The organism is Rhodanobacter sp. T12-5 (assembly GCF_008329435.1).
Taxonomy (GTDB): domain Bacteria; phylum Pseudomonadota; class Gammaproteobacteria; order Xanthomonadales; family Rhodanobacteraceae; genus Rhodanobacter.
Window position 1 is genome coordinate 188,733 of record NZ_NPKN01000002.1, and the last position, 11,976, is coordinate 200,708.

An 11,976-nucleotide genomic window follows, 5' to 3' on the forward strand; every position below is an offset into this window, starting at 1 on the left:
CCGGTTGTCGAGACCCCGGGCGACGGCTTCAACCGAACGGCCGCTCGATCGACGGGCTTTGCGGCGTGAACAATCGCGCGCCGTCGACGCCGACATGCATGTCGTCTTCCAGCCGCACGCCGAACTCGCCCGGGATGTAGATGCCGGGTTCGTCGCTGAAGGTCATGCCGGTTTCGATGCGGCGCGTGTTGCCCTGCACGAGGTAATACCACTCATGCATGTCCATGCCGATGCCGTGACCGAGGCGGTGCGAGAAATACGTGTAGCCGGGACCGTAGCCGGCATCCGCGATCACCTTGCGCGCGGCGGCATCCACCGACTCCATCGTCGCCCCCGGATGCGCGGCCGCCAGCGCGGCCTGCTGCGCCTTGCGCACGATGTCGAACACCCGCTTCATCTTGTCGCTGGCCTTGCCCAGCGTGAAGGTGCGGGTGAGGTCGCTCATGTAGCCGTCCACGTAGCAGCCGTCGTCCAGCATCACCGGCGTGCCTTCGCGGATCACTTGCGGCTCGCGCGAGCCGTGCGGCAGCGCGGTGTAGGCACCCACGTTGATGCTGGCATCGCCGCGCAAACCCATGCGCGTGTAGCCGGCATCCACCCACGTCGCGATGTGCTGCTGGGTCATGCCGGGTTCCAGGCCCTGCCAGATCGCCTTGTACAAGGCCAACGTGGCATCGCAGGCCAGCTGCATCAGCGCGAGTTCCGCCGGGCTCTTGATCGCGCGGCAGCCGGCGGTGACCGGTGTCGCCGGCACCAGTTTCGCCTGCGGCATGGCTGCGGCGATGCCGGTGGAACGGAAGAACGGCACCTTCTCCTCGATGCCCAGCACGCCGGTACCGGCATGCCACTGGCGCATCACCTGCGCGATCAACGCGTAGGGGCTTTCGTTCTCCTGCCAGGTGCGCACGTCGTGGCCGAAGCGGATCTGCTCCAGCGCGCGGCTGCGTTCGAACGCGGGCGTGATGTAGACCGGTTCGCCCGACTTCGGCAGCAACATGCCCATCAGGCGCTCGCTGGTCCACCAGTGCATGCCGGTGTAGTAATCCAGCGTGGTGCCGCCATCGAGATAGATGGCATCCATTCCGAACCGGCCCATCAGCTCCTGCGCCTTCGCCAGCCGTGCACGGCGTTCGTCGTCCGCGATCGGCACCTCCTGCGAAGCCACCGGCTGCAGCGCGAGGATCGATGCCGGCAACTTGATGGCATGGGTGCCGGCCTCCGTCGCCGTCGCGGTGCGACCAAGCATGGCCACCGGCAACGCTGCCGCGCCGAGCGCCGTGGTTTGCAGGAAACGGCGCCGGCCGGGGTGCATGGCGTCTTCGCGATGGTTCATGGGCTCTCTCGGCAATGGATGGAGTGCGGCCGGCGGACCAGGCAGCGGATCGTGCTTACCTTCCGGCATGGCCGGACGATACGCCACTGGCAAAAGACATGGGCAAAACCGGAAGTCGGGCCAGCGCAAGCTGTCCCCGATCTTGAGCTCCCCCTGTTTTGGGGCTCGTTCGAGCCAACCGCTTTTCCCCTGCCCGCCGCACGGCACCGTCGGCGTCCTTAAGACCCACGTAAGCCGCGCCGGTTGCAATGCATCCAAGGCAATCATGCCGAGACCGGAGAAGCCCATGAAACGTTTTGTCATTGCACCCTTGTTCCTTGCCGCCGCCGCGCTGTCGGCATCCGCCTTCGCCGCACCGCAATGCACCAGCGCACCGCGTGCGCAGTGGCTGACCGAAGCGGCGATGAAGCAGAAAGTCCTCGACCAGGGCTACACCATCAAGGTGTTCCAGGTCACCGGCAACTGCTACGAGATCTACGGCAAGGACAAGGCCGGCAACAAGGTGGAGATCTACTTCGACCCCACCGACGGCCGCATCGTCAAGAAGAAGGGCGGCTGATCAACCACTGACGCGAGGACAAGTCCATGAATGCCATGGTCAAGGTGTGGGACCCGCTGGTACGCGTGTTTCACTGGTCGCTGGCGGGCTTGTTCCTCGCCAATTTCTTCACCGAGGATGGCGAGCTGGTCCATCGCGGGATCGGCTACGCCGTGCTGGCCCTGCTCGCCGTGCGTTTCGTGTGGGGCTGGATCGGCACGCGGCACGCACGCTTCGGCGACTGGGTGCCTGGCCCGCGCCGCGTGCGCGATTATCTGCGCGATCGCCTGGCCGGCCGTTCGCGGCGGCAGCTGGGGCACAACCCGGGCGCGGCGGTGATGATCCTGGCCCTGCTCGCCGGCGTGCTGCTGGTGGGCGTCACCGGCTGGCTGCAGACGACGGATGCCTTCTTCGGCACCGGCTGGCTGGAGGACCTGCACGAGGCGCTGGCCTATGGCGTGCTGGCCCTGGTCGGCGTGCACGTGCTGGCGGCGGTGGGCGAGAGTGTCCACTACGGCGAGAACCTGATCGCCTCGATGATCCACGGCCGCAAACGCGCGCTGGAGCACTACGATGCCGGTGACGGAAACCTGCGATGAATTGCCTCAGGTCAAATTCGCGTGCATTCCACTGACTAGAATCCGGTCATGCGCATCCTGCTAGCCGAGGACGACCGGGCACTGGGACAGGCGTTGGCCGACGGCCTGCGCCAGCTCGGCTATGCGGTGGATTGGATCACCGACGGCAGCCAGGCCGCCGCCGCGCTGGCCGACACCAGCTACGCCGCGGCGGTGCTGGATTGGAACCTGCCGCGCAGCAGCGGCCCGGCCATCATCGCCGGCATGCGCCGGCGCCGCGATGCCACCCCGGTGCTGCTGCTGACCGCCCGCGACGAGCTCGCCGACCGCGTCGCCGGGCTGGATGCCGGCGCCGACGACTACGTGGTCAAGCCGGTGCACCTGGACGAACTCGCCGCCCGCCTGCGCGCGCTGCTGCGTCGGGCCGACGGCCAGATCGAGCCGGCGATCCGCGTGGGTGGGCTCGAAGTCACCCCGGCCGCGCGCGTTGCCACGCTGGAGGGCGCGGCACTGGAACTGACCGCGCGCGAATACCAGCTGCTGGAAACCCTGGTGCGCCACCCCGGCCGTGCCCATTCACGCGACCAGCTGGAAGAAGCCCTGTACGGCTGGGATCAGGAAGTGGCCAGCAACGCGGTGGAAGTGCACATCCATCACTTGCGCCACAAGCTCGGGCCGGGCTGGATCCGCACCTTGCGCTGCATCGGCTACGCGATCAACCGGCCCGGCGGGCCGGCCGCATGATCCGCCCCTCGCTCAACCGGCGGCTCGTGCTGCGGCTGGTGGCCGGCATCGTGCTGGTGTGGTGCGCTGCCGGCGGCTGGCTGGCCTGGCGCAGCCTGCACGAGGTCGACGAGATCTTCGACCAGATGCTGGTGCGCACCGCCGCCAGCGTGTTCGCGGTGATGCCGGACACGGCGGCGGGCGTCGGTGCGGTGCGCCTGCCGGACAAGAAGCTGGTCGGCTCGGACGCCACCGCCCAGCGACCGGCCATCGTGCTGCGCGATGCCCGCGGCGAACGCCTGGTCGAAAGCGCCGAGCTGCCGGTGCTGCGTTTCGATCCGGGCGACGCGCACTTCCATTCGATCAGCCACGACGGGCGGCGCTGGCGGGTCTTCCAGCGCTGGGACGCGCGGCACCAGTACTGGATCCAGGTCGGCGCGCCGCTGGACGAGCGCGACGAGTTGATGCGCAAACTGCTCGCGCCGGCGCTGCTGGCGCTGCTGGCCCTGCTGGTGCTGGTGCCGCCGACGGTGTTCGCCGGCTTGCGCAGCGGTTTGAAGCCGTTGCGCCGGCTGACCCGCAGCCTGTCCGCCGGTGCCAGCCCGATGGCCGCCTCGCTCACCGACGAACGCGTGCCGGTCGAGCTGGCACCGTTCACCGAGGCGATCGATCGGCTGGTCGACCGCCTCAGGCTCAGCCTGGAACACGAGCGCCGCTTCACCGCCGACGCTGCCCACGAGTTGCGCCATCCGCTGGCGGCGCTGCGGCTGGAGCTGGACCTTGCCGGGCGCGGCGACGATGCGGCCGTCCGCGCGCTGCACCTGCAGCGATCGCAGGAGGCGCTCGACCGCATGCAGCGACTGGTGGCCCAGTTGCTGCTGCTGGCGCGCGTCGAGAAACTGGCCGAACTGGACGATGCCGGCCCCTTGCGTCTGGCGAGCGTGGCCGAAGCTGCCCTGCGCGACGCCAGCGAGCGCGCGGCGGGGCGTTCCATCGAGTTGTCGCTGGATCACGACGGCAACGACTTCGTGCTGGGCAGCCGCAGCCTGCTCGGCATCCTGGTGCAGAACCTGCTGGACAACGCCTTGCGCCACGCGCCCGACCATGGCGAGGTGAACGTGCGCGTCGGTGGTCACGACGAGCGGGTGACCCTGGAGGTGAATGACAACGGTGCCGGTTTTGCGGCGGACGATACGGCACGGCTGGGCGAACGCTTCCATCGCCCCGAAGGCAGCGTGGGCGAGGGCAGCGGGCTGGGCCTGTCGATCGCTCAGGCGATCGCGCACCTGCATCACGGCGAGCTGGCCTTCGGCCGTTCCGCGTTGGGCGGCGCGCGAGTCAGTTTCAGCCTGCCGCGTGCCGCGACCGCCGTGGACCCGCATGTGCCCGGCTACGTGTAAACGGCCGCAACAGGCCAATCCCCGGCCGGCCACGCCGCAAAGGCCGAGAGAATCAAGAAGCGCGAACGCACTCCGCGCCTCGCCATACCGCTTCCCATTGGCGATCCGCGCCCCCTTCTCCTCAGGGGCGATCGGATCAACTCGATCCCGGTAGCAACCCTCCGCCATGATCCTTCGGCAGGAAAGTGTTGGCGACGATCAGCGGCAGCGAACCACCGTGCTTCTTGTGCTCGTAATACATCGACTCTTCCTGGATCTTGCCGCGCTGGTACATCGTGTCCATCGCGCCGAGCACGCCGCCGCGCTCGCTGATCGCCTCGAACTCCTTGTGCACGGCTTCCTCGACCAAGTCGGTGAGTACCTCGACGAAGTGGCTGCCCTGCCATGGGTTTTCGTTGATGTGAGGCCGGGCCTCCTTGCTCTTGATCATCCGGATCGCCACCGCGCCATTCCCCCACAGCATTTCCCGAGCACGCTCACATTCTGCCGCGAGGTACCGATGCTAGGCTTTTCCGGCAAAGGACGTCAGGGTCCATCTTTCGATGGCATCTGCATGTCCCATCTAGCTTGCAGGCTGTATTGATTCCAAGGCAAAGAATTACGACCAGGAGCAACATCATGAAGACGGTAAGGACGCTAGCAATCACCCTCGCCATATTCGCTTACGGCGCTTCCGCTGTCGCGGCCGACAGCAGAAGCCAAACCATCAAAAGCCATGCGCCGAAAGGCATCACGGCCGCGTTTTACACATGCGTCGACATAGCGGAATCCGACACTATCGCCATTGCCGCCTGCCTTTCCGCTGAGCAGACCAGACAAGACAATCGACTGAACGTCACCTACAAGGCCCTCCTCGGCAAACTGACTCCCAAAGCGAAGGATGCCCTCATCCGTGCCGAACGTGAGTGGCTGAAATTTCAGGAGGCGAACGGTGAGTTCGAAAATTCCATCTACGGTAATGAAACCGTCGCCAATCTCCAGTTGACGCAAAATGAAATGTTCCGCATATGCGAGCGGGCCAACGCATTGGGCACGTATCTGATCGTCGCCGACATGCAGTAACCACACTCTTATTCAAGGACGAAGACCATGGCTGATCTCGAAACGCACGACCTCGATTCACTTACGGGCGCCACCTATTTCGTGGTGGGCCGCGGAACGGAGGGTGGACCATCTTCCTATCATCTGAGCATCGCCGGAGTGACCTCGGGTCATTCCGATCCGAACTGGGGTAACGCGGACAAGATAAAGGCAAACAGCGGCTACTCGCTGGGTACGATCCAGGTCGATCTTGGCCAGCGTGGCACGTGGGCTCTCGGAGCGACTGATGGTGCGGCGCTGAAGCAAGGCGAGACCACCTACGTGGACGGAATCATCGAGCAGGCGTCCAAGTACGCCCAGGATCATGGCCTCGCATTCACACAGGACCACTCACAGCTCAACGCGAACCTGCTGTCCCACGGCAACGGCAAACAAGGGCGAAGCACCCTCACTTTCATCGACAAGGACACCCGAGACAGCATCAACGCATGGGCCTCCTCGGAAGACGGGCAGAAGTGGATACATAAAAATGTTGACTATCCACAGATCCGGCATGCGACCCAAACAGCCATGTCCATGCTGGATAAATACGGGAAGAACATCCCGGAAGGTCATCGTCTCGAGACGGTTGCCATCCTCGCAAAAACTGCTAATCAGATGCCATCCCAGATGGCTGAGTTCAAAACGGTCCTGAAAAGCGGTGGCAACTACGACGATGTGCTTGCGAAGGCCAACGAAATCAGCAGCGCATATGACTACTACGACGGCCCGAAGGCCGCCGCGCTCGCAAAACGGTACAAGGACGCCTACAAGAACCCAGAGAATGCAGCCGCTCTCGACCGCGCGCATGCCAAGGTAGGCGATGCGAACTTCGATCCCTCGAGGTCGGCAAGCGACCCGGACATCAAGGAGGCCCTGAAAGCGATCGGGCAAGGTGGACGCTCCCACACAACGGGCGGGCATGGTTCATTGCGTCTTGGCTCGCACGGCGACAAGGTCATTGGTTTGCAGACCGATCTCGCCACGCTGGGCTTCACCGACGCGCACGGCCACGCATTGCATCCGGACGGCGATTTCGGCCCAGGTACGGAGGCAGCGGTCGAGAAATTCCAGCGTGCGCATCACATGACGCCCGACGGGATCGCCGGCCCGAAGACGTTGAACGCCTTGCGGATGGTCGTGCACCCGTCGCAACCGAATCTCGCCGACGCCACGCATCCCGGCAACGGAATGTACCTGCAGGCGCTCGACGCCGTGCATCGCCTGGATGCCCAACGGGGACGCGCGCCGGACCAGCGCAGCGACAACCTCGCCGCAGCACTCGCCATTGCCGCCCACGGCAACGGCCTGAGCCGGGTCGACCATGTCGTGCTGAGCGATGACTCCAGCCGCGCGTACGCCGTGCAGGGCGACATCGACTCCCTGTTCAAGCGTTACACCGACGTCGACGTGGCCCAGGCGATCGGCACGCCGCTCGTGCAAAGCAGCGTTCAGTGGCAACACGATAGTCGACAGGTGAACCCGACCCAGGCCACGCCGCCCGTGCAACAGATGCAAAACCCGCAGATGGATCAGCCGGTGGTGCAACGCTCGCCGTAGAGCCCTGCCGTTGCCGCAAGGGAGCAAGATCTTCCTGGTGGTAGGTGACGCGAATGGCGCCCCTCACCCGGCCCTCTCCCCGGCGATGCCGCAGCAGTCAGAGCCGTATCGCCCTTCCCTTCGCCGCCGGAGACCGGACGGAAACCTCGGCCTCCGTCCCCTTTGTGCAGTCAGAAACCATGTTCGTCCGATAGCCCATCGTGGCCTGCCCAGAACACTTCGACGGCATCGATATTCATCAGCCCCCACCAGAAGGTGCCCAGTCGCAGCCAGCCACTGCGGATGCGATGGATGCTGTCGTCATAGACGCGCATGCGCACGATCAACTGGTTTCTGCTGGTGGTCAACGTGACCATGATGGGCGGATAGGGCGGAAAGGGCATGATGCTGTAATCGAGCACCTTCAGTCCGTTGTGCTCGGCCCAGCGGTTGACCATGGTGCGGGTTCGATAGAACCACCAAGTGGTGTACGCGATGATTCCAGCGACCATGACGATCAGGATCATCACGTTTTCTCCTTGAATGCGTGGCTTTCACTTGCGATGACCATCCGGCGTGTCGCACAAGATAGCGCAATTCGATATTCCGACAGCCCGGTCCACTACACCCGCGACCGTGGCAACCCGAGGCCATCCGGATGGATCAGGTAGGCGGGTTTGATGTGACGGCGCGGATTCTTGGCTGCGAATCATTGCGCTAAACTGCCGCGCTGGAAGGCGGGACTGCCGTCTTGGCGTGGGTGCGCATGAACCAGCAAGAGCGTGTGGAGTTGTACCGGGAGTACATGGCCGCCAGGGGTGTCGATCCGAATACTTCGGTGCCGCCCATGTGGAAATTCCTGTGGAGTCAGGGGATCGAAGTTCCCCCGCCCCCGTTTATCAATCCGGTCGTGCTGGCCTTGGTTTTTATCCCTGTTGGCGCGCTCTTTCCGCTCGTTTTGGGGGTGATCTTCTTCCTGCTCAACGCGGGCCACACGTTCCACATGCCGCCTTGGTCATGGATCGAGGCGATGATGGTGGGATGCGCCTTGTTCCTGGGGTTGGGCACGGCAGTTTATTACCGCAATCTGGCTCGTCGCTGCGGGCTGGGCTCGTGGACGACCTTCATTGGCCACAGGCAGCGTCCGCTGCCCTGAGGCGAGGCAGGGAAGGACAATAACGGGGACGTGGCTAATTGAATTGATTGCGCTCGCCTGATCCGGCACAAGGGGACGATGGAATCAAGACGGCAACTCCGCCGCCCGCATGCAAGCCAGGAACCTGCGCTCGACGACGAGCGCTGCCAGCGCATGGTGGAAACCACCCTGGGACGCCTGCCACATGCCGCCCGCGTGGACGGCCACGGCTTCCACCTCACACCGCCAGTCCCGGATCGCCTTCCACGATCGTCTGACGCATGCGTGGCCGTTCGCCGGCGCGCCACAGCGGTACCTCATGCCGCACGCGATAGCGCAGCGGCCCGCCGTCTTCGCGTGGACTTCGCTCGATCGGACGCGGGATGCACACGAACTCGGTCTGCATCGCGTCGGCATCCACGCGGACGGTGGCGTAACCGTGTCCGCCCATGTCGACGAAGCACAGGTGCGGCGCCATGTCCGGATTGCTCGACGCGTGCGCCTTCTGCAGGTCGCCACTGCTGGCGTATTCCAGCGCCGAACGCACGCCATGGTGCAATAGCAAATTGACGGTGGGCTGCGGCGGTCCACCACCCGGATTGGCGACGTACAACGGTCGCAACGGATTGTCCTTCTTCAGGTTGTGCTCGTAAGCCTCGAACAGGCCAGGGGAAGAGATCGAGCCGCCCACGAAGGTGACGCCGACGGGCTCGAACGCGGCGGGCGGCAAGGCCTTGGCCGCATAGCCTGCCCAGAAACTGTGGCGATCGCCGGAGACGATCGCGAAACCGGTGATGCCGGCATCGCGCACGGCATCGAAGATCTCGCCGCGTTCGTGGTACGCGCCACCCCAGTCGCTGGTGCCCATGACGGCAAAGCCGGCACCGGGCCATGTGGCCAGCGCGGCCGGGAGATGCTGCGGATCGACACGCCAGTCGGGGGTTCCCAGCGAATTGCCCCAGATCTTCCAGGTCGCCTTTGCGCCGCGCAGGCGTTCGAGGAACCAGGCCTTCTGCTTCGCCCCCAGCATCGTCTGCGCGGCTTCGCCAGCGCGGTAATTGGCCACGCTCTTGTCGCCGAAGGACAACTTCGCCGGCGGATGGCCGTCGGCGTAGTCGCGGCCGGCGTCGAGCTGCATCGCCAATTCCTCGGGGACCCAGCCCAGCGAGTCGCCTTCGAACAGCGGTTTGATTTCGTCGTGGTTACCGGGATCGCGCGAACGGAAGCTGTGCTGGTCGGTGATGATCAGGTCGATGTGCCGGCCCCAGCGCAGGGCGCGATAGGCGATAAGGCTGTCGATCGCGGCGATGTTGTTGGCTTCGCGTCCGAGGCCATCGTCGTCGAAGTCGACCACCGGCGTATCGACCACGTGCGGCGCATCGAAGGCCTCCAGGCTGCGGCCCGGAGGCGACACGCGCGCCGGTTGGTATTCGAACCATGCCTGGTTGGCTGCGACCTTGAGCGTCTGCGCGGGCACGAAGCCCTCACCGAATTCCTGGATCGACTGCCAGCCCTGCCAGGAGAATTCGTGGTTGTCCCACATCGCGACAAAGGGCCATCGTGCGCGCGCATCCTGCAGGTCGGGATCCTGCAGGTAGGCGTGGTAGAGCGCGCGGTAGTCCTCCAGCGAGGCGGGGACCCAGAAGCGATTGTTGGCAACGATCTTGCCGTGCGGGAAGTGCACCGGGAACGTGATGAGCCGATCGTAGCGGTGGCCGTTCTTGACCTGGTCCGGGTACTGCACAACCTCGTAGACGAAGTCGCCCAGGTGCAGCACGAAGCCGAGCCTGTCCTCCGGCGCGGCGCGCTCGTCCTCCCAGATCATCCGCCGATAGGCGTTCAGCGCGCCCTCGCAGACATCCTGGCAACTGACGAAGGCAAAGCGCGCCGGCCGCGGATCGTCGGGTACGGGCGCCGTCAGCGTCCGACCGACCCGGCTGCCGTTGCCGTCCTCGTCCGTGAAGCGATACCAGTATTCGCGTGCCGGTTGCAGTTCGGCGACCAGCACGCGGCAGGTCCAGTCGGACTCGGCCAGTACCCGCACCGTCGTCGTCGCGATCACGCGCGTGAATGCCGCATCGTCCGCCACTTCGACCAGCAAGGTTCCGCTCGCGCGCCCGTCCGCATACGGGCGTCGCGTCCACAGCAGGACGCTTTGGTCATCGGGATCGCCCGACGCGACACCCTGCGGATACAGATCACGACGCTCCCGCCAGCCGCTCGACGAAGGGCGAACCGGCACGCAGCCAACGGCGAGCGCCGCGCCCAGCGCGGCGGACAATTTCAGGAACGCGCGGCGGTCCATGGTTGGCATGTCGCCCCCTTTGAGCGGATCGGATGATCGATGCGCGGTAACGCTAGACCCGCCCACATCCCGTGAAACGTGCCGAAAGTACTGCGAATCAACCGCGTCCTCACACATCGCTGATGCACGAGGGCGTACCTCATCTCGGGACGCGGGCACGGCAGCCATGCCCGGAACCGTCGCGGACCAAACCATGAAGACAGTCGGAGTACCCGATCGCCATGAAACGATGGACGCTCGCAGGCCTGCTGGTGGTCGCAACGCTGGGAACGACCGCGATGGCCGTTGAAACGCCCCCCTACAAAGCGGTGCTTCGCGACGGCAACTTCGAACTGCGTGACTACCCCGCACTCGCGGTAGCCGAGGTGACCGTAGAGGGCGACCAGAAGGAAGCCGCCAGCAAGGGCTTCCGCCTGCTTGCGGGCTACATCTTCGGCGCCAACAAAAGGCGTCGGAGCATTGCCATGACAGCGCCAGTGGCGCAGCAGGCCGCCAGCGAGAAGATCGCCATGACCGCGCCGGTGGAGCAGATGCAAGGTGCTTCCGGCACGTGGGTAGTCCGCTTCACCATGCCAGGCGCATGGACCCTGCAAACCCTGCCCATACCCAACGACCCGAAGGTCACGCTGCGCGCCACCGAACCCAGCCGTTTGGCCGTCCTGCGCTTCTCAGGCCTGGCCAGGCCCGAGGACGTCCAATCGAATACCCGCGAATTGCTGGCACAGGTCACCTCGCATGGCCTTCACGCCATCGGCCCGGTATCGCTGGCGCAGTACAACCCGCCGTGGACCTTGTGGTTCATGCGGCGCAACGAGGTGATGGTGGAGGTTGAGCACTGAGTGGCTGCGGTGCGAAACGGCGCTGGCGATACGACTAGACCTTCAACGTCAGCATGCGTTGGACCCGACCGCTTCTGCGGCGCTATCGAGGCCCAACTGACTCGGCCGACCGCACCGTTCAAGATCGGGCGACCCCGAAAAACCTGCAGCTCACCTCAAAGTCGAACCTGATCCTGTTTTGAAAGTCGAACCTGACCAACCTGCCCCATGTTTTGAACCCCTGCTTGGCGCAGGGACGCGGGCCTTCGTCGGTGTCGATGCGGCGACTGGAGGCACGATGCCGCGGGTGAGAATCCCCGACTCGGCCGCTCCGGCCGTGCTCGATGCCTTCACGAGTCGTTGATTGATACCGGTGTAGCCAGAGGCCGGATAGGCGAAGCTCTGCGCTGCTGCCGAAGGGTGTATCAAGATGTCGTTGGGGCCAGGTGATTCCTTATGCCCACTCCACTCCACTTTGGGAGAGGAGCCGCCGCTCCCTCGCCAGGATGAGCGCGTGAGCAAATCGC

Annotated in this window: 12 protein-coding genes; 8 read left to right on the forward strand and 4 right to left on the reverse strand. The window is 65.0% G+C overall.

The window, feature by feature from the left end; all coding sequences use genetic code 11:
- Positions 1-28: 28 nt before the first annotated feature.
- Positions 29-1,333 (reverse strand): Xaa-Pro peptidase family protein, encoded by a 1,305-nt coding sequence (locus tag CIW53_RS04935; RefSeq protein WP_197736623.1) that lies wholly within the window; start codon positions 1,331-1,333, stop codon positions 29-31.
- Positions 1,334-1,619: 286 nt separating this feature from the next.
- Between CIW53_RS04935 and CIW53_RS04940 the strand changes: the two genes are divergently transcribed.
- The 4 genes from CIW53_RS04940 to CIW53_RS04955 are packed head-to-tail and all read left to right on the forward strand — an operon-like array spanning position 1,620 to position 4,572.
- Positions 1,620-1,892 (forward strand): PepSY domain-containing protein, encoded by a 273-nt coding sequence (locus CIW53_RS04940; RefSeq protein WP_149363596.1) that lies wholly within the window; start codon positions 1,620-1,622, stop codon positions 1,890-1,892.
- A gap of 26 nt (positions 1,893-1,918) precedes the next feature.
- The gene (locus CIW53_RS04945) at positions 1,919-2,470 is read left to right on the forward strand and encodes a cytochrome b/b6 domain-containing protein (RefSeq protein WP_149363597.1); all 552 of its coding nucleotides are present in this window, start codon (positions 1,919-1,921) and stop codon (positions 2,468-2,470) included.
- Positions 2,471-2,518: 48 nt separating this feature from the next.
- Positions 2,519-3,193 carry a response regulator transcription factor gene (locus tag CIW53_RS04950; RefSeq protein ID WP_149363598.1) on the forward strand — a complete coding sequence of 225 codons (675 nt, stop codon included), beginning with the start codon at positions 2,519-2,521 and terminating at the stop codon, positions 3,191-3,193.
- Positions 3,190-4,572 carry an ATP-binding protein gene (locus CIW53_RS04955; RefSeq protein WP_149363599.1) on the forward strand — a complete coding sequence of 461 codons (1,383 nt, stop codon included), beginning with the start codon at positions 3,190-3,192 and terminating at the stop codon, positions 4,570-4,572. The genes CIW53_RS04950 and CIW53_RS04955 overlap by 4 nt, the downstream gene beginning before the upstream one ends.
- 136 nt (positions 4,573-4,708) lie before the next feature.
- On the opposite strand, the gene CIW53_RS04960 is transcribed toward CIW53_RS04955, so the two are convergent.
- Positions 4,709-5,002, reverse strand: coding sequence for a methylmalonyl-CoA mutase family protein (locus tag CIW53_RS04960; protein WP_242451775.1), 294 nt, complete (start codon positions 5,000-5,002; stop codon positions 4,709-4,711).
- Between the two features lie 188 nt (positions 5,003-5,190).
- On the opposite strand from CIW53_RS04960, the gene CIW53_RS04965 reads away from it, so the two are divergent.
- Together CIW53_RS04965 and CIW53_RS04970 are read left to right on the forward strand one after the other, a co-directional pair.
- On the forward strand, positions 5,191-5,634 hold the full coding sequence (locus CIW53_RS04965) for a lysozyme inhibitor LprI family protein (RefSeq protein ID WP_149363600.1): 444 nt from the start codon (positions 5,191-5,193) through the stop codon (positions 5,632-5,634).
- A gap of 27 nt (positions 5,635-5,661) precedes the next feature.
- Positions 5,662-7,212 (forward strand): XVIPCD domain-containing protein, encoded by a 1,551-nt coding sequence (locus tag CIW53_RS04970; RefSeq protein ID WP_172969591.1) that lies wholly within the window; start codon positions 5,662-5,664, stop codon positions 7,210-7,212.
- A gap of 170 nt (positions 7,213-7,382) precedes the next feature.
- Here the strand turns inward: CIW53_RS04970 and CIW53_RS04975 are convergent, their stop codons facing one another.
- Positions 7,383-7,718 (reverse strand): hypothetical protein, encoded by a 336-nt coding sequence (locus tag CIW53_RS04975; protein ID WP_149363601.1) that lies wholly within the window; start codon positions 7,716-7,718, stop codon positions 7,383-7,385.
- A 239-nt stretch (positions 7,719-7,957) separates the two neighbouring features.
- Here CIW53_RS04975 and CIW53_RS04980 point away from each other — a divergent pair, with 239 nt between their 5' ends.
- A complete protein-coding gene (locus tag CIW53_RS04980) occupies positions 7,958-8,347 on the forward strand; it encodes a DUF6404 family protein (protein ID WP_149363602.1) in 390 nt (129 codons plus the stop codon).
- Between the two features lie 217 nt (positions 8,348-8,564).
- On the opposite strand, the gene CIW53_RS04985 is transcribed toward CIW53_RS04980, so the two are convergent.
- Positions 8,565-10,640, reverse strand: coding sequence for an alkaline phosphatase D family protein (locus CIW53_RS04985; protein WP_149363603.1), 2,076 nt, complete (start codon positions 10,638-10,640; stop codon positions 8,565-8,567).
- 212 nt (positions 10,641-10,852) lie between these two features.
- Here CIW53_RS04985 and CIW53_RS04990 point away from each other — a divergent pair, with 212 nt between their 5' ends.
- The gene (locus tag CIW53_RS04990) at positions 10,853-11,470 is read left to right on the forward strand and encodes a heme-binding protein (RefSeq protein ID WP_197736624.1); all 618 of its coding nucleotides are present in this window, start codon (positions 10,853-10,855) and stop codon (positions 11,468-11,470) included.
- Positions 11,471-11,976: the final 506 nt, after the last annotated feature.